The 21,389-nt window shown below is 51.1% G+C and carries 17 protein-coding genes; 14 read left to right on the plus strand and 3 right to left on the minus strand.

Features of this window, described 5'->3' with window-relative positions; genetic code table 11:
* Positions 1–11 precede the first annotated feature (11 nt).
* The 4 genes from BM185_RS08670 to BM185_RS08685 are packed head-to-tail and all read left to right on the plus strand — an operon-like array spanning position 12 to position 5,590.
* Entirely contained in the window at positions 12–1,553 is a 1,542-nt protein-coding gene (locus tag BM185_RS08670) for a fatty acyl-CoA synthetase (RefSeq protein WP_091962212.1), read from the plus strand.
* On the plus strand, positions 1,550–2,692 hold the full coding sequence (locus tag BM185_RS08675) for an acyl-CoA dehydrogenase family protein (protein ID WP_091962214.1): 1,143 nt from the start codon (positions 1,550–1,552) through the stop codon (positions 2,690–2,692). The genes BM185_RS08670 and BM185_RS08675 overlap by 4 nt, the downstream gene beginning before the upstream one ends.
* 14 nt (positions 2,693–2,706) lie before the next feature.
* A complete protein-coding gene (gene bktB / locus BM185_RS08680) occupies positions 2,707–3,894 on the plus strand; it encodes a beta-ketothiolase BktB (protein WP_091962216.1) in 1,188 nt (395 codons plus the stop codon).
* Between the two features lie 37 nt (positions 3,895–3,931).
* Complete coding sequence (locus tag BM185_RS08685) at positions 3,932–5,590, plus strand: fatty acid--CoA ligase (protein WP_091962219.1); 1,659 nt, start codon at positions 3,932–3,934, stop codon at positions 5,588–5,590.
* On the opposite strand, the gene BM185_RS08690 is transcribed toward BM185_RS08685, so the two are convergent.
* Genes BM185_RS08690 through lptF form a run of 3 tightly spaced genes read right to left on the minus strand, consistent with a single transcriptional unit; the run spans position 5,587 to position 8,173 of the window.
* On the minus strand, positions 5,587–6,030 hold the full coding sequence (locus BM185_RS08690; RefSeq protein WP_091962223.1) for an RDD family protein: 444 nt from the start codon (positions 6,028–6,030) through the stop codon (positions 5,587–5,589). The two genes, BM185_RS08685 and BM185_RS08690, sit on opposite strands and share 4 nt — an antisense overlap.
* 17 nt (positions 6,031–6,047) lie before the next feature.
* Positions 6,048–7,115: an LPS export ABC transporter permease LptG gene (lptG, locus tag BM185_RS08695; protein WP_091962225.1), complete on the minus strand. Its 1,068-nt coding sequence runs from the start codon at positions 7,113–7,115 to the stop codon at positions 6,048–6,050.
* Complete coding sequence (gene lptF, locus BM185_RS08700; protein ID WP_177203516.1) at positions 7,112–8,173, minus strand: LPS export ABC transporter permease LptF; 1,062 nt, start codon at positions 8,171–8,173, stop codon at positions 7,112–7,114. Before lptF ends, lptG begins: the two co-directional genes overlap by 4 nt.
* A gap of 111 nt (positions 8,174–8,284) precedes the next feature.
* On the opposite strand from lptF, the gene BM185_RS08705 reads away from it, so the two are divergent.
* From BM185_RS08705 to BM185_RS08750, 10 genes are all read left to right on the plus strand, one after another.
* Complete coding sequence (locus tag BM185_RS08705) at positions 8,285–9,805, plus strand: leucyl aminopeptidase (RefSeq protein ID WP_091962230.1); 1,521 nt, start codon at positions 8,285–8,287, stop codon at positions 9,803–9,805.
* A 4-nt stretch (positions 9,806–9,809) separates the two neighbouring features.
* A complete protein-coding gene (locus BM185_RS08710) occupies positions 9,810–10,235 on the plus strand; it encodes a DNA polymerase III subunit chi (protein ID WP_091962233.1) in 426 nt (141 codons plus the stop codon).
* Between the two features lie 32 nt (positions 10,236–10,267).
* Positions 10,268–12,403 (plus strand): SulP family inorganic anion transporter, encoded by a 2,136-nt coding sequence (locus BM185_RS08715; protein WP_091962236.1) that lies wholly within the window; start codon positions 10,268–10,270, stop codon positions 12,401–12,403.
* A 182-nt stretch (positions 12,404–12,585) separates the two neighbouring features.
* Positions 12,586–13,122, plus strand: coding sequence for a type VI secretion system contractile sheath small subunit (tssB, locus tag BM185_RS08720; protein WP_091962239.1), 537 nt, complete (start codon positions 12,586–12,588; stop codon positions 13,120–13,122).
* A gap of 10 nt (positions 13,123–13,132) precedes the next feature.
* A complete protein-coding gene (gene tssC / locus BM185_RS08725; protein ID WP_091962242.1) occupies positions 13,133–14,578 on the plus strand; it encodes a type VI secretion system contractile sheath large subunit in 1,446 nt (481 codons plus the stop codon).
* A 39-nt stretch (positions 14,579–14,617) separates the two neighbouring features.
* Positions 14,618–15,133: an Hcp family type VI secretion system effector gene (locus BM185_RS08730; RefSeq protein ID WP_091962245.1), complete on the plus strand. Its 516-nt coding sequence runs from the start codon at positions 14,618–14,620 to the stop codon at positions 15,131–15,133.
* 7 nt (positions 15,134–15,140) lie between these two features.
* A complete protein-coding gene (tssJ, locus tag BM185_RS08735; protein ID WP_091962248.1) occupies positions 15,141–15,839 on the plus strand; it encodes a type VI secretion system lipoprotein TssJ in 699 nt (232 codons plus the stop codon).
* Between the two features lie 23 nt (positions 15,840–15,862).
* Positions 15,863–17,248 carry a type VI secretion system baseplate subunit TssK gene (tssK, locus tag BM185_RS08740; RefSeq protein ID WP_177203517.1) on the plus strand — a complete coding sequence of 462 codons (1,386 nt, stop codon included), beginning with the start codon at positions 15,863–15,865 and terminating at the stop codon, positions 17,246–17,248.
* 3 nt (positions 17,249–17,251) lie between these two features.
* Complete coding sequence (locus BM185_RS08745) at positions 17,252–17,926, plus strand: DotU family type IV/VI secretion system protein (RefSeq protein WP_091962253.1); 675 nt, start codon at positions 17,252–17,254, stop codon at positions 17,924–17,926.
* Between the two features lie 30 nt (positions 17,927–17,956).
* The gene (locus BM185_RS08750) at positions 17,957–21,385 is read left to right on the plus strand and encodes a type VI secretion protein IcmF/TssM N-terminal domain-containing protein (RefSeq protein WP_091962256.1); all 3,429 of its coding nucleotides are present in this window, start codon (positions 17,957–17,959) and stop codon (positions 21,383–21,385) included.
* Positions 21,386–21,389 lie beyond the last annotated feature (4 nt).

Genomic DNA, 21,389 nt, shown 5'->3' on the forward strand with positions numbered 1-21,389 from the left:
GGAGAAGAAGCATGCGTTTAACTTCCCCTCAGTCGAATACGATCAGTGCTGCCCTCAACCGCAGTGCACGCAAGCATGCACCTCGTGAGGCGCTAAGATTTTTAAATCGCACCTGGACTTACCGGCAGCTGAATGCTGCCGTTGATCGGGTTGCAAGCCATTTGCTACAGCAAGGGTTGAAACAAGGTGACCGCCTGGTTGCTTATGGTAAAAACTCCGATGCCTATGTCATCACCTGGCTGGCTTGTTTACGTGCTGGACTAGTGCATGTACCCACTAACTTTGCCTTGAATGCTGAAGAACTGCGCTATGTGCTGGAACAGTCGCGTGCTCAGGGACTAATCAGTGATATCAGCCTGTCGGCAGCGGTGGAGGAAGCCAGCAAAGGCCTACCCTTAAGCTTGCAGGCACACTTTCACAGCAGTGAGCAGCAGGCTTCTGACATCCTGCACATCGCCTTAGGAGATCAATCTGTCGCTGCACCTGAAATCAGTATTCAAGATGATGACTTGGCTCAGCTGCTTTACACCTCGGGTACCACGGCAGCTCCCAAAGCGGCCATGATGACCCATAAGGCACTGATGGCCGAGTATCTTGCCTGTATGGTGGAGCTGGACATCAAGGCTGATGAACCACTACTGGCTGCCTTACCTCTCTACCATTCGGCACAAATGCACGTCTTCCTGATGCCAGCCCTACTTTTGGGCGCCAGCATTCGTTTGATGGAAGCTCCAGTTCCTGACCTCTGCCTACAATGGATTGAAGAAGAAAGCTTGGCTTCTTTCTTTGCACCACCGACTTTCTGGATTGCATTACTGCGCCACCCTGACTTCGACAAGCGCAACCTGAAAAGCTTGAAAAAAGCCTACTATGGCGCATCCATCATGCCGGTACCGGTACTGAAGGAACTTCAAGAACGCCTCCCCGGTGTTGGTCTTTATAACTGTTATGGTCAAAGTGAAATTGCACCCCTAGCCACCGTATTGCGTCCAGAAGAACATGCTGAGCGACCCGCTTCAGCAGGCCGTCCAATTCTGACTGTAGAGACTCGCATCGTCGACCTGGAAATGAAAGACCTGCCTCCAGGTCAGCAGGGTGAAATTGTTCACCGTTCCCCGCAGCTGCTAACTGGCTACTGGGATAAACCCGAAATGACTGAGGAAGCCTTCCAGGGTGGCTGGTTCCATTCTGGCGATGTCGGCTATATGGATGAAGAAGGCTATCTTTACATTGTTGATCGCATCAAAGATGTCATCAATACCGGTGGTGTTGTGGTGGCCAGCCGTGAGGTCGAAGAAGCCTTGTTCACTCATCCTGCCGTTTCTGAAGTCGCTGTCATCGGTTTACCGGATGACAAATGGATTGAAGCCATCACTGCCGTGGTGGTTTTAAAGGAAGAGGTAAACATCAGTGAAGATGAACTCATCCAGCATGCTTCCGAGCTACTGGCACCTTTTAAACGACCGAAAAGAATACTTTTCAGCAAGACTCTCCCCAAAAGCACAGCAGGTAAGATACTCAAACGTCACCTGCGTAAGGAACTACAGGAATGACTGCAACAGACGAAAACACCCAGCTTTTTTATGACATGACTTGCCGCTTTCTGGAACAGGAAGCCGACCCTTTTTACGAGGGCTGGGAAGCCGCGGGGCAAGTACCCCGTGACTTCTGGCTAAAACTGGGCGAAGCAGGGATGCTGGCCATTGACCTGCCGGAAGATTATGGCGGCACAGGTGCCGACTTTGGCATCACCCAAATGGTCATCGAAGAAATATCCCGCCGGGGGTTTGGTGGCTTGGCCAGCGGCTACAACATCCATTCCAATATTGTCATTCCTTACCTGGAACACTTGGCCACTGAGGAACAAAAACAGCACTGGCTTCCTCGTATGGCCAGTGGCGAAGTGATGAGCGCTATTGCCATGACCGAACCCGGTGCCGGCAGTGACCTGGCCGCACTTAAAACCCGTGCTCAAAAGGTTGAGGGTGGCTGGAAGCTGGATGGCTCCAAAATTTTTATCACTAACGGCATGATGGCTGACATGGTCATTGTCTGTGCCAAAACAGATCCTGCTGCGGGTGCCAAGGGCGTCTCTTTATTTTTAGTCGATACGCATTTGCCTGGATTCTCGCGTGGAAAGCCGATTAAAAAAATTGGTCAGCATGCCAGTGATACCGCCGAGCTATTTTTTGATGGCATGCTGCTACCAGAAGATGCTCTTCTGGGGCAGGAAGGTTCAGGTTTTGCCTACCTCATGCAGGAACTGCCGCGCGAACGCCTGGGTGTCGGTTCTCAAGCTCTGGGCTCTATGGAAGGGGCACTTGCCTTGACCTTGGATTATGTTCAGGAGCGCAAGGCTTTTGGTCAACGCATTGCTGATTTTCAAAACACCCGCTTCAAGTTGGCTGAGATACGTGCCCAAATCGATATGGCCCGAGCCTATTTTGACCAGTGTGTGGCCAAGTACCGCCAAGGTCAGATGACCTCTACCGATGCCGCCATCCTAAAGCTACAGCTAAGTGAAATGCAGTGTAAAACCATTGATGAATGTCTGCAGTTATTTGGTGGTTATGGCTACACTCTGGAGTACCCGATTTCGCGTTTTTATGTTGATGCACGCATTCAAACCATCTACGCAGGCACTTCCGAAATCATGAAGGAAGTCATCGCTCGTTCACTTTTAGGTAAATAATTCGAGGTAAGGCAATGCAATTCAAATCCGTCGTTCTAGTTGAAGGACTACGTACCGCCATAGGTGGTTTTGGTGGCAGCCTGTCAGGCCTGACGCCTGAGCAGTTGGGCACAGCCACTGCAAAAGAAGTGATTGCCCGCAGTGGTATTGAGGCTAGCGCCATAGATCATGCGGTCTATGGCCACATCATCACCACTTCACCGCAGGATGCTTACCTAGCCCGTCATATTGCTCTTAACTCAGGACTGAGTGAAAGTTCAGCAGCACTCAACGTCAATCGTCTTTGCGGTTCAGGTCTACAAGCGATTATTTCTGCCGCACAAATGATTGAAGGCGGTGATAGTCGTCTAGCCCTGGCTGGGGGTGCTGAGTCCATGAGTCAGGGTGGGTATCTTTTGCCCTGGGGCCGCAAAGGCTTACGCATGGGTGACGGTTCTGTTGTCGACCTGACTCTGGGCGTACTCAGTGATCCCTTTGGTAGTGGCCACATGGGTATTACAGCGGAAAACATCGCTGCCAAATATGGCTTCAGCCGTGAACAAATTGATAACTTTGCACTGCAGAGCCACCAGAAAGCAGCCAAGGCCATTGAAGAAGGACGCTTTCGTTCACAGCTGGTTCCTCTGAAGGTCAAAAAGGGCCGTGAAGAAGTTGAATTCTCGACCGACGAGCATGTGCGCAGTCAAGCCAGCCTGGATGACTTTTCCAAACTCCGCCCTGCCTTTAAAAAGGATGGTCTGGTCACTGCAGGCAATGCCTCAGGCATCAATGATGGCGCAGCCAGCCTCTTGCTTTGCCATGCAGACGAAGCTGAAAAGCGTGGACTCAAGCCGCGCGCCCGCATTCTGGCCAGTGCTTTTTGTGGTGTTGATCCCAATTTTATGGGCATGGGGCCCGTTGGTGCAGTCAACAAGGCCCTGGAGCAAGCTGGCTTGTCGATCCATGATTTGGATATCATCGAATCCAATGAAGCCTTTGCTGCTCAAGCCATGGCCGTCGCCAAAGAACTGGGCTTCCCAGAAGACAAACTCAACCCCAATGGTGGTGCCGTAGGCATGGGGCATCCCGTCGGTGCAACGGGTGCCATCCTGACCGTCAAAACCCTCCATGAGCTCGAACGCATCAATGGACGCTATGGCCTGATTACTCTTTGTATTGGCGGTGGTCAGGGAATAGCATTGGTCATGGAGCGCTGCAGCTAAGCATTTACTTCCAAAAACAATATCAAGGAGTTGAAGTATGACAGCACAAGTTCGTCCCAAAATTCTACCCGCCACTCCCTCGGCCGTTAATCCGCCTCTGTTGATTGGCGACATCCTGAAATCCGGTGTACGCATGGCGGGAGACAATCCCATTGTTTACCGTGATCTCAGCCGTCACAGTTACAGCGAGTTCCAGGCACGAGTGCATCAACTCGCTCATCTGCTGACCCGTCAGGGGGTCCAGGCTGGCGATGTGGTGGCCGTATTGGATTGGGACAGTCACCGCTATTTGGAATGTTTTTTTGCTATTCCGATGATTGGTGCTGTGCTGCATACTGTCAACGTACGCCTGGCACCAGAGCAGATTCTCTATACCATGGATCATGCCGAAGATGTCTTTGTGCTGAGCCATCAGGAGTTTCTGCCGCTGTTGGAGCCCTTGGCAGAAAAACTACCGCATATTAAAGGCTACCTCTTGTGTCAGGATACTCCTGAAGAGGTCAAAACCTCCTTGCCGTTGGTCGGTGAATATGAAAGTCTACTGGCTGAGCAGCCTCAACATTATGATTTTCCAACCTTTGATGAAAATGCCGTAGCTACGCTGTTTTACACTACTGGCACCACTGGCAACCCCAAGGGCGTATTTTTCACTCATCGGCAACTGGTGTTGCATACCCTGGGTGAAGCTAACATTCTGCAAGCGCCGGGCTTCGACCTGCTCAGTCGTGACAAGGTGTACATGCCGATCACGCCCATGTTCCATGTCCATGCCTGGGGCATTCCTTATACCGCCACCCTGATGGGCTGCACACAGGTTTATCCTGGTCGTTATGAGCCTGAGATGCTGGTTAAGCTGCTGGTCAAAGAAAAAGTGGATTTCTCCCATTGCGTACCCACCTTGCTGAATATGGTGGTGGCTGCGGAAGCAATTAGCTCCGGCAAGGTGAAGCTGGAAGGCTGGAAAGTATTGGTCGGTGGCAGTGCTCTACCTCAGGGACTTGCCAAAAAAGCTTGGGGGTTGGGCATCGACACCCGCACAGCCTATGGCATGTCAGAAACCTGCCCACTGCTCACCGCTGCAGTACTTCCGAAAGATATCAATGATGCAGACTTTGATACCCAGCTGCCCTGGCGCTGTAAAACTGGTGTTGCTGTACCCTTCGTTGACCTTCAAGTCGTCGATGAATCAGGACAGCCACTGCCGCAAGATGGCGAAAGCGTTGGTGAAGTGCGTGTACGCGCCCCTTGGCTGACCCAGGCTTATTACAAAGAAGAAGCTCGCAGTGAAGAGCTTTGGCAGGATGGCTGGCTGCATACAGGTGATGTTGCAACCATTGATGACCGAGGATTTTTGCAGATTCGTGACCGCATCAAGGATGTGATCAAAACTGGGGGTGAATGGCTCTCTTCTCTGGAGCTGGAAAACCTTATCAGCCAATTCCCGGGGATTGCCGAGGTGGCGGTAGTTGGTGTCGCCGATGCTCAGTGGGGTGAACGTCCCGCGGCCCTGGTAGTCGCAACAGATCCGTCCAATCCACCCGAAACCCCAGCCATTCAAGCTCACCTGCAAAAGTTTGTAGACCAGGGAAAAATCAACAAATGGGCCATACCTGAGAAAATTCTGCTGGTGGACGAAATTCCCAAAACCAGCGTTGGTAAGCTTAATAAAAAGGTCATTCGCCAGGAATTGGCTTAGTCGCCTTTTTTGGGAACAACCACCACCTGGGTTCTGGACAGGAGGTCCGGCCAGGTGCGTTTTTCCTTATCAAAATAAATCCAGAGGTAGCCCAATCCAAAGAACAGCCAGGATATCAGCCCACCAGCCAAGCGCAGCAAGGTTTGCTTGAGGTTTACTGGCTGTCCTTGATAGGTCTGCACACGAATTCGCCAAGCCAACATGCCCAGAGTTTGCCCCGTTTTACGCCAAAAGTAACCGTAAAAACCAACTGGCACCAGAAAGACAGCTATCTTAAAGAGAGGGTGTTCATTGGCCTCCCCTCCTGTCAGCGCCACTCCGACAAAGCCCACCAGAATGAACAAAGCAAATAGCAAAAAGAGATCATAAAGAATGGCCGCCAGACGACGAAACAAACCGGCTGGATAAATATCATTCAAGTTACTAAAAATTCTAGGCATCAAACTATCCTGTTTTCTTATCCTGCTTTACGTATCAACCATATACCCCAAACCGCACAAACTGCTGCTGGTATCAATACCGCCAGGGCTGGTGTGAATCCCCAAAGCAAGGCTGAAGGGCCCAGCAAGTCCTGGGCAAATTTTACAGACAAGCCAATGATTATACCGTGAAAAACCCGTGTTCCTGCAGGTACCGAACGCAAGGGCCCAAAAGTAAAGGAGGCCCCCAGGATTACTACAGCAAAGACGGTAACGGGTAGGAGTATTTTCTGCCAAAAAGCCAACCAATAAAAGCCACTGGGCTGCCCCCTGCTTTCCAGATAGCGCCCATAAGTCCATAGCTTTGACGGTGGCAAGTCGCCCGTTGAATAGGCCTGGAGGGCGACAAATTCTGGTTGTATCGGTAAGGGCAGAACCAAGTTGGCATGAGTCACTTCCTGCAACTGATCTTCATTAAAAATCACTTCCCTGGCTTCTTGTAACTGCCAGTCACCATCAATAAATTCGGCTTCTGGCGCGGTCACTCTTTTTTGTAATTGCCAGTCATCACTTAGTTCATAGAGGGTGATGCCCAGCAGGCGACCATCATCCCGCGCGACATTGATTCGATAAAAGGCATTATCTTCTTTGAGCCATAAGTCCCTGGCTGTACTCACGGTAGCGGCCTGGCGGCCTGTTCTATTTTCCCAGCGGTAGGTATCTGCAGTTTGCGCCCAATGAAGCAGGAAAAATTCGCTGACCAGCATTGCCAAAATCAGCAAAACCACAACAGGTCGTGAGGCATGCAGAATCAAGCGTGGGATAGAAACCCCTGCAGCCCGCATAACCGTTAATTCACTGGTGGATGCCAGGCTTCCCAACCCAATTAATACCCCTACCAAAATAGCTACTGGAAGGAATAAATAAATACGTTCTGGTAGCCGGATCAGCAAATATACTGAGGCATTAATCAGGGTGTAGGTATCCGTCAGCCTTTTCAGTTCTTCCAGGAGGGTAAAGATATAATCCAGCCCCACAATAACCAGAAGAACCCCGAGGGTGGCAGTTAGTACCGATCGCGATAAATAGCGTCCTAGCAATCTCATTTTGCAAAGACCCCCCGGCGCCAGCAGAGTAGAACCCCTAACAGCAAAAATACGCCATGAATGGTCCAAAGTCCCGGATAAAGAGGGAACTGCCCTTTGTTAATAGTGCCTTGCAGGGACATCAAACTGGTTAAAAACACCATTTGTAGAAAAAGCACCGGTAAAAGCGCAACAAAGCGCCCCTGCCGCGGATTAACCCGTGTCAAAGGCATTGCTATCAAGACCATAATCAGCACCATCAAAGGCAAACCCAGGCGCCACTGCAGTTCCACAGCAGCGGCTCGCTCACTACTCGCCAGGAGATCAGGCAAGAACAACATTTCCACTTCCTGTTCTATGGTTGGCGGGCGGTGAACACCGATTCTCAAGGCATAGCGTTCAAATTGCAGATCCGTCATTTCCAGGTTTTGATCACCCGGCAACTCATAGCGATGACCTTGTTCCAAAACCAAAAAACGGCTCAGGGTTTCATCAGCAATTTGTTGGAAGCCTCTCTGAGCCAAGGCCAATTCATCTGTCTCACCATCATTTTGAGCAATAAATACCTGCTGTAGGGTTTGCTGATCTTCGCTACTACTGCGTGCAAAAACAGCCTGGCTGCCTAGTTCAATAAACTGACCTGGGGTAATGGATTCAAAACCGGTTCGCTGCTGCTGCTCTTGAATAACCACCTCAGACATTTGTTGGGTCAAAGGCGTAACATAGAGGGTGGCCAGAGTGGTAATACCGGCCACGACCAAAGCCAGCGACAGCACCAGATTTAAAAGTTTGCGCTGGCTTACTCCTGACGACTGAATCACGGACATTTCACTTTCCATGTACAGGCGGCCAAAGGTCAGCATAATTGCCAAAACAAAACTGATGGGGATAATCATCTGAGCCGCATAGGGCATATAAAGCAAGGTTAGTTGGCCCAGAGAATCCAGGGAAAGGCGCCCACTGGCAGCCCGGCCTAGAAAGCGGGCAAAGCGACTGCCGACAATGACGAGCAGCAGCACACTGGACACAGCCAAGGTAGAGGCAAGGATTTCCTTGGCTATATAACGGTAAAGAATCAAGGACAACTCCCTTAATCAGACGATGCAATTCTTGAGTAAAGCCATTATCCTACACCACTGGCTAGCTTGTCTTGCCACACTTGTTTACCGATAACTTTTCCCGGAGTGGTTATGAACTTCAAACTGGTTACCAATTCCCCCGCGCTGACGGAAACCGCCTGCGTTGTCCTGCCCGTACTGCAGGAAGGTAGCCTCACTTTCAGCGGCCAGGCCGTCAACAAGGCCACCGAATCCCTGATCAGCCAGCTACTGGATCGGGGCGACTTTAAGGCAGGTTTAGGCAAAACCTTTCTGATTCCCTTTGCACCCGGCTGTGAAGCTCAAAGAGTTCTTCTGGTGGGCATGGGTAAAGAAGACAAGCTTACGGATGCCAAGTTTCGTAAAGCCTGCCAAGCTGCTTATGATCACCTCTCCCAGCTCAACCTGCATGATGCCTGCTTGGCCTTGGCGGATACCCCACTGCGCAACCGGGATTCAGCCTGGAAGCTTCGCCTTCTTGCTGAAGTTGCAGAAACCAGCTTTTACCGTTTTACTGAATTCAAATCTTCGCCCAGTGACTTTGCAGAACCCGCAGAACTTCTGTTTCATTGGCCCGAAAATCAGGACTCAAGTGATGGTGACCTGGCTCTTCAAGCCGGACAAGCCATCGGCCAGGGTAAAAATCTGGCTCGCACCCTGGGTAACCGTCCAGGCAATGTTTGCACGCCTATGCATTTGGCAGAAACAGCTGAGCAGCTGACCGCCAAAGACTCTGCATTTACGACCCGCATTCTGGATGAAGACCAGATGGCAGAACTGGGTATGAACAGCCTGCTTTCCGTTGGCAAAGGCAGTGCTCAGCCCTCATGCCTTATCGTCGTGGAATACAAGGGCGCAGCCAACCCGGATGACAAGCCGCACGTGCTTCTCGGCAAGGGCATCACCTTCGATACCGGCGGCATCAGCCTCAAACCCGGCGAAGGCATGGATGAGATGAAGTTTGATATGTGTGGCGCAGCCAGCGTTCTTGGCACCCTTGAAGCGGTTCGCCAGCTCAAACCCAAGCTCAACCTGGTGTTTATGATAGCCGCTGCTGAAAACATGCCCTCCAGCACCGCCAGTAAGCCTGGTGACATCTACACTACCCTTTCCGGAAAAACAGTCGAAGTGTTGAATACGGATGCCGAAGGCCGCTTGGTGCTTTGTGATGCACTGACCTACGCCGAACGCTTCAACCCTGCAAGTGTGGTCGATATAGCGACCCTAACGGGTGCCTGCATTATTGCATTGGGCCATCAAGCTACAGGGCTGCTCAGTAACGATGATCAATTGGCTGCTTCTCTGCTTGAAGCAGGCCTGGATGCCGAAGACCGCGCCTGGCAGCTACCCCTGTGGGAAGAGTTCCAGGAGCAACTGGATTCCAATTTTGCCGATATGCAAAACATCGGTGGGCGCCCTGCTGGCACTATCACCGCTGCTTGCTTCCTGTCCCGCTTCGCTGAAAATTTCCGTTGGGCACATTTGGATATCGCTGGCACTGCCTGGCATTCGGGCAAACTTAAGGGTGCAACCGGACGACCTGTTGGGCTACTGGTGCAATACCTCTTGGATCAAGAAGAGCAAACCGCTAAAGCCAAACAGGAAAGCGCTTGATCTAATGACCCAGATAGACTTTTATCTCTTGCCCGAAGGTGAAGTTCAGTCACGGCTGAACTTTGCCTGTCGTCTGGCAGAAACTATTTGGAAAAAGGGGCATAGGTTATATATCCATGTCCCTGATCAGGCCACAGCACAGCAATTGGATGAAAAACTCTGGAGCTTTAAACCTGAAGCCTTCATCCCTCACGGGCTCCTAGGCTGCCAACCGCCTTCGCCTGTAGAAATCGGCTGGCAGGAAGAGCCTGGCGATCATCATGATGTCCTACTCAACCTGGATTTGAAGATTCCCAGCCATTTTTCACGCTTCCAGCGAGTGGCCGAAATCATTGATGATTCCGAAACCATCAAACAACCTAAAAGAGCTGACTGGAAGTTTTACCGGGAAAGAGGCTACCCTATCAAGGCACATGATATGCGCTCTTAAAACTTCCAGGTTGGCATTACAAGGATAAAAAAATGACCCTGCCACCAGCCAGCACTCTATTGAAGGTTTTGCCTGCAGCAGCCCTGATGAGTCTGATCAGTCTGGTCATGTCTTTTTCCTTTGCCGCCATGATGGTGCATAGCAGCCACCCTTCCCTGCTGCCGGACCTGGTCAAGGGCCTCCTCTTTACCGCCACCCTCTCCGCTTTGATTCTGGCCTGGCAAGGCAGCCTTAAGGGACTCATCGCCATTCCCTTGCCCAGTGCGGCCGCCATGTTTGCCGACCTTTTTCAACGCACCCAACCCAGTGCTGAGATGCTCTGGACCCTGCTACTGACAGGCAGCCTGTTAACCGCTCTACTGATGTTATTGCTTGGTTGGCTAAAGCTCAGCAAGCTAGTTCGCTACCTTCCCCTTCCCGTGCTGGCTGGTTTTCTTGCAGGAGTAGGCTGGCTGTTCATCAAGGGAGGCCTGGCCCTGGTGGGTCTGCAAACCCTGACCCTGGACGTTTTAAACAATACAGCACTGTGGATAGGGCTGGGCATTACATTGACACTCTGGCTACTGAAAAACATCATTAAGCCAGCCCATCTTTTACCTCTAGTGACTTTAGTAGGCAGCCTGCTCCTAGTGTTTCTTGCTCCCTTCCTGGATACCCAGAACACTTGGTTTTTTGAACTGGAAGCAGCAGGGCAACTGCCCTTAACAGCCTGGCAGTGGACACAAAACGGCCTGCCTGACATCAATTGGCTGGACCTGTCTTGGGATATCCTCACTACCCTGGCCGTTATTGCCACCTTATCCATGCTCCTTCAAGCTACCTCTATTGAACTGCTTGCCAAGCAGGATTTAGATTTGAACAAAGAGCTCAAAGTTGCTGGCAGTTTTAATATTATCAACGCCCTGGCCGGTGGCAGCCTGGGCTCACTATCACTCAGCCAAACTTCCATGGTTCGACAGATGCAAGCAGCCACACGCCTGACAGGCGTGCTCATGGCCTTGTTTCTAACCCTGGGTTACTTCTTTCATGACTTGCTGATTCAATGGCTACCCCTGCCTTTAGTCGCCGGAATACTGATGTTTCAAGGGGTGCAGTTTGTCCACCAATGGCTGCTTAGTGCCCACAAGCGCTTCCCAAGAAGTGACCAGCTTGTTATTGCCATTATATTTGTAACCATTCTTTTACAAGGGTTTCTGCCTGGGGTTTTGCTAGGACTATTGCTAACCGTTATCTTATTCATTCGCGAATACAGTCGCTTACAAGTTGTTCAGCTTAAAACTAACCTCAAGGGTTTAAGCAGCAATGTTGAGCGCTCACCCAATGAGCAAGAATGGCTGGACCAACAAGCCAATCAGGTGCGTATTTATCAATTAAAAGGCTTTCTGTTTTTTGGGACTGCCAACACCCTAGTTGAAGAAATTCGCCAGGATGTATTGAAAGCTGAAGAACCCATAAAAACCCTACTGCTCGATATGCAAAGAGTGGTCAATGCCGATACCTCAACAGGCAACAGCCTAACCCGGCTCAAACAGTTTTGTGACAAGGCAGGCATTGAGATCCATCTCTCTGCACTCAACAAGGCCCTTGAAAAAAGATTCACTGCTGTTGGCCTGCCCATCAAGGATCACTTCTGGCCCGGCCATCTGCTTTTACATAAAAGCCAGGAAAAGGCTCTGGAGTTTATTGAAAACAAGCTAATTAAAGACTTGCAAAAAGAAAGCCCTGCCAATGCGTACCAACTATTAAAAGAAAAATTAAAATTAAATAATAAGCAAGCTAATCGCCTGGTTGATTATTTTACCCGCATACCCTTCAAAGACAGAGAGTGGATTATTAAACAAGGTATGCAAGACAGCCACCTTTATTTGATATTTACCGGCCAGGTCGAAGTTTTATTGGAAAGACCTGACCAGCCCATGTTGAGACTCAAAAAAATGCGCCCAGGCACACTACTGGGTGAAATGGGTCTCTATACAGGGCAGCCCAGAGCCGCATCAGCCCGCGCCATAGGTGATGTTGAGCTTCTTGCCATCAATGCTGCCAACCTGGAGCTGATGGAAGCCAGAGATCCGGATATGGCCCTCAGCTTTCATCGCCATGTCGTTCAATTGCAATCTGAACGTCTACAGGAAAGTAATCTCCGCCTCAACAATATCCTGCAAAGCTAAAATTAAAAAACCACAAAATATCATATAAACACCATATTTGATTATTTTTGTGATCGGCTTGGCAGTTTTTACCCACCAGGTCATGACACTGATGATTTTGGCTGCTAATCTCTTTTCAGATAAAAGTTGCAGGAAACCACCAAAAGATTAGAAAAAACAAATCTAAGTTTGGAGATAAAGGCATGGCGAGCAAAAATCAGGGTACTTCGGTAGCCCCCAAAGAACGCATCAATATTTCCTACCGCCCCGCAACGGGCGATGCCAAAACCCAAGTTGAACTCCCTTTCAAGGTGCTGATACTGGGTGAATTCAGAACTGGAGACGACCCCCAACCCATCCAGGAAAGACTAAGCCAAAACATCAACCGACAAAACTTCGATGAAGTCATGGCCAGTCAAGGCCTGCAACTCAACTTCAGCATCCCCAACTACCTCAACGAAGCCGAAGAAGAACTGAGTATTGAATTGGCTCCCCAATCCCTCAAGGATCTGGAACCTGACCAACTGGCCCAAAGCATCCCCGAATTGCAAAAAACCCTGGAACTGCGTGAGGCCCTGAAAGCCCTGAAAGGCCCTTTGGGCAATACACCGACCATGCGTAAAACCATCCAGGTGATGCTGGAAGACGCGACCCAGCGCAAAAAGCTGATGAAAGAACTGGGCTTGGATGCAGCACCAAGCGGCAAAAAAGCAGATTCAGCATCCAACGAACAGGAATAAGGGGTAGATCATGAGCGAACAAGTCAAAGAACAACCCTTGGTTGGTGAAATTCTGGAATTCACTCGCCTGAAAGAAGAAGATGCTGGCTATCAACTCGCCCATCAAGGCATAGAGCTCCTGCTCGGCGAACTGCTGAGCAAGGAGGAGCCTATTGCCCGTGTCGACAAATCTCTGGTCGAACAGATGATTGACGAGCTGGATCGCCGCCTGGGTCAGCAAATGGACGCCCTGCTGCACGCTCCAGAGCTTCAGAATCTGGAAAGCACCTGGCGCGGCCTGGATTTTTTGGTCCAGCGCACTGACTTCAACGAAAACATCAAGGTCGAGATTTTTAATACCAGCAAAGAAGAATTGCTCGAAGATTTTGAAGACTCCCCTGAAGTTCACCAGTCAGCGCTATTCAAAACCATCTATACCAAAGAATACGGCCAGTTTGGTGGTGAACCCTACGGTGTTGTTGTCGGTGATTTTGAATTCTCACCTGCAACGCCGGACATTCAACTATTGGAAAGCATGGCAGCCTTATCATCCATGACCCACGCACCCTTTATTTCCGGTACTTCACCTGAGTTCTTTGGCCTGGAAGACTGGTCTGGATTACCCGAAATCAAAGAACTGGAATCCATGTTTGAAGGGCCCCAGTACATCAAGTGGCGCGGCCTACGTGAACAGGAAGACGCTCGTAATCTGGGCCTGACCCTGCCTCGCCTAATGGGCCGCCCCCTCTTTGGTGAAGACAAACCAGTGCGCAGTTTTGTCTATCAGGAAGCTATTGAAAATGACAAGGATTACCTCTGGGTTAATGCCAGCTATGCTTATGCAACCCGCTTGATGGAAAGTTTTGCCCGCTACCGCTGGTGTCCCAATATCATTGGCCCGCAATCCGGTGGTGCAGTGCTTAACCTGCCTATCCATGTCACGGAAATTGAAGGTACTCCGGCAACTCTGGGGCCGATTGAAGTGAGTATTTCTGATCGTAAGGAATATGAGCTTTCCGAGCTGGGCTTTATTCCCCTGACTCAGCGCAAGAATGCCGATAACGCCACCTTCTTCTCATCCAACTCCATTCAAAAACCCAAATACTTTGGTTCTGATCCTGAAGCCAAGGCTGCTGAACTGAACTATCGACTAGGCACCCAACTGCCTTACCTGTTCATCATCAACCGCTTGGCTCACTACATCAAAGTGCTGCAAAGGGAAAATCTGGGCAGCTGGAAAAGCCGCGCCGACCTGGAAGGCGAACTGAATCGCTGGATACGCCAGTATGTTGCTGACCAGGAGAACCCCTCACCAGCAACACGCAGTCAGCGTCCACTTCGTAAAGCTGAAGTTACGGTTACCGAAGTCGACGGTGAAGCCGGTTGGTATCAAGTGGGGCTGGAAGTCACCCCTCACTTCAAATTTATGGGTGCCAATTTCACCCTTTCTTTAACTGGACTTTTAGATAGAGCCTGAGTTGAACCCAGCTCCACTCACTAATCAGAGGATTTTATTATGCCTAACGTCATTTATATGAGTATCGATACCGCCGACGGCGACACCCTCAGCGAAGGTGCATCCAGCCAGGACAGCATCGGTGCCTTTTACAAATCAGGTCATGAAGATGAAATCTTTGTCACTGGCTTTGATCACAAGGTCAGCATCCCTACTGATCGCTTGACCGGCCAGGTAACAGGTAACCGCAAGCATGAGTATCTAAAAGTTCGCAAGCTGATTGATAAAAGCTCGCCATTGCTCTTTCAGTGTCTTGCCGAGCCCAAGCATCTGTCCTGCATTTTGAACTTTTACCGCAGTGCCGACACCGGCAGTGATGGCCAGCCTGTTCACTACTACACCATCGAACTGGAAGGCGCGAAGATCGTTGATATTCGTACCGTCTCTCCAGATTTTCTGGACCCGGCCAATGATGACAAGAATGCCTATGAAGAGGTTTGTCTGACCTACAGCAGCATTACCTGGAATCACGAAGTGGCCTCCAGCACGGCAATAGATAACTGGGCTGGGGAGTAAGCCATCCATGCTGCAAAGGCTGGGATTACTGCTGTTCGCTTTCCTGTTACTGGCGGGCTGTGCCAGCCAGCAGCAGGAAACACCCTGGGCAGGCCATATAGCACCTGACTATGACAATTCAGACCCAGATACGCCCTGGGTCTGGCAGGATGGAGCCAATTATTGGCTGTATCAAGGTAGCCAGCCTGCGCCAGCCAGCCGTTTGGGCTCAGGTGAAGGGGATTTTGAGGCAGCAGGTCTGGTACTGCGGCTGGAAGCGACGGCAGAACTCAACCAGCGCATGGGCCGTCCCCACACGCTGGTTGTCAAGTTACTCCAGGTGGATGATTTGGCCGTTATGGATAGTTACCGTAACTCCTCCTTCCGACTGGCTGACCTGATGAAGGCCGATGCGACTGAGCTGAACAGCAACTTTGTTCGGGAAAACCGGGTCACTCTGGCACCAGGACAAAGCCGAACCCTGAGGATTAATCGAGTCAAGGATGCCAGGCATCTGGTCATCCTGGCTGGCTACTACCAAATGCATCAGGACACCAGTGTCCGGGAACTACCCATTCCCACAGTAGCCAATCGCAATCCTCCGCGTGGTCCCTGGTGGCGTTTCTGGCGACGCTATGACGAGGCACCCGATCAACCCGCCCGCTTGCAGATCTGGGTGGAAATGGGTGAAGAACAGATCAATCACGTCAGAGCACGCGCTTTATAACCGATAACAAAAGGACGGACACCTTGACTAGCAAACCAATCTACTGGCACCAGGGTTTGTTCCTGCAACCACAGCATTTTCAGCACCTGGATAGCCATCATCTAAGCACGCAACATGCCCTGCGCCAGGCGTTGGGATCCTATGTCTGGGGAGTGGCTGCCAGTGATCAGGACAAAGAAGCCCTGGCTGCTGGCAAGGTTTCCTTCCGCCAGTTGAAGGTTCTTTTTCGTGATGGCACCTGGTTTGATTTCCCAGGCAATGCCGATCTTGAAGACCTGATTCTTGATGAAGAAAACTGGCCGGATAGCCGCGAACCTCTGGACATTTATCTGGTGGTCAGTAGTGCCCAGAAATTCCAGGCAGTACAAACCAGCAACAACAGCTTTCAGCGCCAGCTACCCAGGTACCGATTAAATGAAGTGCCCGAGCAACTGCCGGACTACCACCAGCCCGGTGAAGAGGTGGAAACCCCTTTACTGACGCTCTACGGCAAGCTGGTCACCCGCAGTCAGCTCAATGAACTCAGTGGTGTGGAAAGCCTGCCACTCTGTCAGCTGATTCAACAAGATGAACATGTTGAGTTGAATCCGGATTTTCTGCCGCCGGTTCTCACCATGAATGCTCTGCCTGAGCTTTATTTGTGGCTGCAGAATCTGCGTGACGAGTTAGTCTCGCGAGCAACCCAGCTGGAAGACTACAAGCAGTCGCCCACCAGTTACCGTAACTCTGATTTCAATCCAAAAATGATGCGTTATCGCCTGGCTCTGCATGTTCTTTCACGCAGCACCCAAGGCTTCTCACATCTACTGGATCTGAAGCAGGTGCCACCAGAAAGAGTGTATTTGGAAGCCCGCCAGCTGATTGCCGAGCTGAGCTGCTTTTCAGTCAACGCCAATATCCGTGGTGAAATGCCCGGTGCCGGACTCAGATTACCTGATTACGACCACCTGAATTTGGGTCACTGTTTCGGACGTGCCAAACAGCTCGCCATGCGGCTGATGAATGAAATTGCCATCGATTCTGAATCCCTGGCTCGCTTTGAAATCAAGGATGCAGGCCACTACCACCTGGAACTGCCCAAAACCTTCCTGGATCACCAGCAAAAACTCTATCTGGTCTTACGTACTCATCAGGAAAGGGCTGAGTGGCTGGAAGCTTTCCAACGCTATTCCAAACTGGGAACACCTTCCCTGGTGCCAGCCTATCAAGCGCGTGCGCTACCGGGCGTGGAAAAACGTCTCCTGGAAGTGCGCCCTGAAGGCCTGCCGCAAAGACCCAATTCCACCTATTTTTTACTGGAACGCCACAATGAAGCCTGGGCTGCCGTTGAAAAAGAAGGACTACTGGAGCTGGCCTGGCCTGATGCGCCGGAAGATTTAAGCGTCGAGCTGGTCGCCACCAAGGGGTAAGCCATGAGAATGATTGACTGTTTTATTGATGTTCTTGCCTATGTCAAACAACTGCAAAATGACATCCAGGCAGGCCAACAGCCAGACTATGAAAAAACCCGAACCGAGGTTGAAAAGCTATTGGCCGACAAGGCGCTGGTTTATGCCAGCCTGGGCTATCGGCGGGAACACTATGAAAAAGCCCGCTTTGCGGTAATTGCTTTTATTGATGAACTCTTGATGTCATCCAACTGGCAGGAAGCCCGCCAATGGGGCAGTCAGCTATTGCAAAAAAGCTATTACGGCACAGCCAATGCAGGCCAGGAGTTCTTTGAACACTTGAATTCCCTGACCTTGATTGACCCAGCTGACCAGGATGTGCGTGAGGTCTTCTATTACTGCCTGGCTCTGGGCTTCTGTGGACGTTTCTTTGCCCCTGAAGATCGCAGCCGCCTGGATAGCCTGCGTTTGGAAAACTTTGAACTCCTGGCTCAGGGACAAAAACATCCCTGGGACCACCCTGAAACCCTGCTCACTCCCGAAGCCTATCCCCCGGCTGCGGCTGGCAGTCCCCAGTACCGGCGCTTTTCTTATCTTCCTTTATACCTGGGAGCGCCGTTACTGGCTGTTCTGTTGGCCTACGGTCTGATGCGGGTCGAGGTTCTGGCTCTGGCACAAAGGCTGGTTGCACTGATTTAAGCCTCCAGACAAAACAAGAAGGGTTAACCTGTGAAAACGTTTCTGAAAATACTTCTATTTATACTGGTCTGGTCACTGATCACCCTGGCCGCTGCCTTCGGTGCCCTGCTACTGAATCGTCCAGTCGCTTCCGGCATCACGGTTGCTGTCTATCTGTTCCTGATCTGGCTGGCATTCCGGGTCGGCCGTTGGGGCTGGATACGCTGGCGAGCTAGAGCAAGAGCCAAGCGCCTTCTGCAGGAAGGTGAGCCTGAAGCAGCACCGATATCTTCTGCGGAAACCCAAGCCCTGGATGCCAGTTTCAAAGAAGTCATCCGCTACCTGGAAAGCGCACCGGAAGTTGATAAAAACCTGGATCCCCGCTATGCCCTGCCCTGGTATCTGCTGCTGGGTGAAAGGCAACAAACCCGGGACTTGTTGCAAGCCGCGCGTATCCCCCTGCCCACGGATGCAGAAAAAAGACTCAATTCCGCAGCTTCGGCCATCAGCTGGTGGCCCTACAATGACAACCTGCTGGTTCAGGTGTCGCCGCATGTCTTTCAAAACCCTGAGCAACAAAACCCTGAATGGCAGCGATTGCTGAACCTGCTCAGCCAAAAACGTCGTGAAGAACCTATCAATGGCCTATTACTGCCACTGGACTGGCAATGGCTGGAAAATTCCAGCGAAGATGACCTCTTTGAAGAAGGTCTGAAACTGCGTGACCAGTTGGGTCAAATGATGAAAAGCATTCAGACCCGCTTCCCGGTTTACTTTGTCATCACTGGCCTGGAAAAACTGGAAGGCATAGACGACTGGCAGGAGCAGCTCCCTGAGCATCTGAAAGAACAGGCCATAGGTCGACTCAATCAACAACGCCAGGAAGCCGACGACTTTGTTGAACAAAGTATCGTGGAAATGGCAGAGCGCCTTAAGGACTTGAACATCTTTATGCTGCGCGGCGGCAAGATTTCAACCGGTGCTCTGGTTCTGCCGACACGCCTGAATGAATTGGGTAGCCGCCTAAGGCAGTTTGCCAAGGGCGTTTTCCAGGAAAGCATCTTTGAAGAACTGCCCACACTACGTGGTGTCTATCTCGCTTCGACCCTACCCGATAAAGAAGGAAGCCAGCGTCCCCAGGGGCTCTTCTGTCAGCATCTGCTTACCCAAATCCTGGCCAGTGAGCGCAATCAAACTGAAAGAGTTCCGGCAGCGGTCAGAGCCGAAAAGGCCGTTCGCAACCTTTGGATCTCTGGGTATGCCGTGCTCATCTTCGCGGTACTTCTCAGCCTTGCTTATGTCTACCGGCAGGATACCCGCTTCCTTCAGGACATGACGGATCGCTATGCCGGTAATCTGGTGGTACGCAGTGACTTTAACAGCAACCTGGACGTCAACGGTCAGCTGGCTAATCTTAACCAGCAGCTTGAAGAACACAACTTCCTGCCCTGGTTGAACAGCTTTACCAGCACGCCTGACTTTCAAAAGCGCCTGGAAAGAATTCTGCTACAGCGTATTGAGCAAAACCTGATTCAACCACTGGATCGTCAACTTCAGGTCAGTGCCGAGCGTAAACTCTTCGAAGGTCGACTCAGTGGTGATGAACTGGGCCAGGAAATGGCGCGTTTTGTTGGTCAGCTGGTGCGTGAGGTCAACCTGCTACAAGCTCGCCTGGATGGAGCAGGCATGAGTGAGCTGCAATCTCTGCCGCCCGCTTACAGCCAGGCCGATGACCCCAGTCTGGAAGGCCTGGATGTCAGCCAGATGGGTCAGCTGAATCAGCTTTATCTGGAATTCTTGGATCGTCAGCCGGAAGACAGCAAACTTGAAGCACGACTGGAAAACAAGCGCTCCTACCTGCAACGGATTCTGGCCCAGAGCCCGGGTAGCCTTGACTGGTTAATTGATTGGGGCAACCAAGCAGCCATGGAGGCAGAAGTCAGCCTGGGGGAGTTCTGGCGGGGCATCCGCACTGAAGATGACGTGCGAGTACCCGCCGCTTTTACTGCCCAGGGCAAAGAAATGATTGATGACTTCATTAGTCAACTTCTGGCCACTCATGAAGAAGATCTGGAGCTGGATCAGGTCAACCACTTGATTCCTGGTTTCAAGGAAAGTTATCGGGCTCGCTATCTGGAAGCCTGGAAACAGTTTGCCTTGAATTTTCAAAAGGGTGTTGATGTCCTTTCTGGCCCCAACAATTGGCGTGATGCGGTGGACCTTCAAGCAACAACCCGCAATCAACACTTTGCAGTACTCGACAGAATGGCTGAAGAGCTCAAACCCTTTATGGATGATGATGCTCCCGAGTGGGTTTTTCTGATCGAACTGCATCAGGAAATGAAAGCTTTCGGTCCTGATGAAACGGGCGCGGACCGCAGTGGTCTACAGCGTATTGCACTACGTATGATGGGTAAGGCAGGTAAAATCGGTAAAGCACTGGCTAAAGCGGGTAAATCAGCTGCCAAAGCCCAAGCAAAAGCAGGTGGACCCACACGTGATGAACAGGAAATACTGGTCGAAAGAGCCGCCGATATTTTAGGTGAGTATCGTCATAACATTCGTGAAATGACCAAGGAATCTCAAGTGCGTTCCCTGGCTCACCTAAGTATGCTGGATCTCTACGCCAATCCTGACGACCCCAGTCAGGGTCAAACCTCTCTGGCTGAAGGTTATCGCAACCTTCAGGATCTACAGGGCTTGCTGGGTCGCAATACCGATTTTAATGAGCCTTTTTGGGCGGTTTTTCGCGGCCCTTTGAACATGTTTCGTCGCTACAAAGTTCAGGAGTCAGCCTATCAACTCCAGGAGCTTTGGGAAGAAAACTTTCTGGCCGCAACGGACGGTGTACCCCAGGAGCGCATGGCCGACTACCTCTATGGTGATAGTGGCCTACTCTGGGAGTTTTCAGAAGAACACCTAAGCACCTTTGTTAGACGCCGCTATGGCGCAGGTTATCGAGCCAACCTGGCCTTTGGTACCCCCTATCCAGTCAACTCCGAACTCCTGACTTATCTGGCCAAAGCGGATGAGTTTCGCAAGCAAAATCAGGATTATTACTCGGTAATCCTCAGCACCCGCCCGACTTCAGTCAATCCAGGGGCACAACAACTCCCCAGCCGCACACTTTTAGAACTGCAATGTGAAGACGGTGTGCAGGAAGTGGAAAACTTCAATTACCGGGTGGATGCTGAATTCACCTGGACACAGGATTGTGGCACGGTTCGCCTGACTATTCAGGTCGACAGCTATAGTCTGGTTAAGCAATACCGCGGCCCTTACGGCTTCCCTGAGTTCCTGGAAGAATTTCGGGATGGCAGCCGCCGCTTTGAGGTTTCAGAGTTTCCACTGTATGAAGAGCGTCTTGCCGAATGGGATATCCGTTACTTTGATGTCCAGTTTGGCCTCCGCGGGCATGGCAAGGTGATCGATGTGCTCAGTGCCAGCCGTCAGCGACTTCCCCGCACGATTATCCGTTAGGAGC

Source organism: Marinospirillum celere, from assembly GCF_900112235.1.
GTDB classification, from domain to species: domain Bacteria; phylum Pseudomonadota; class Gammaproteobacteria; order Pseudomonadales; family Halomonadaceae; genus Marinospirillum; species Marinospirillum celere.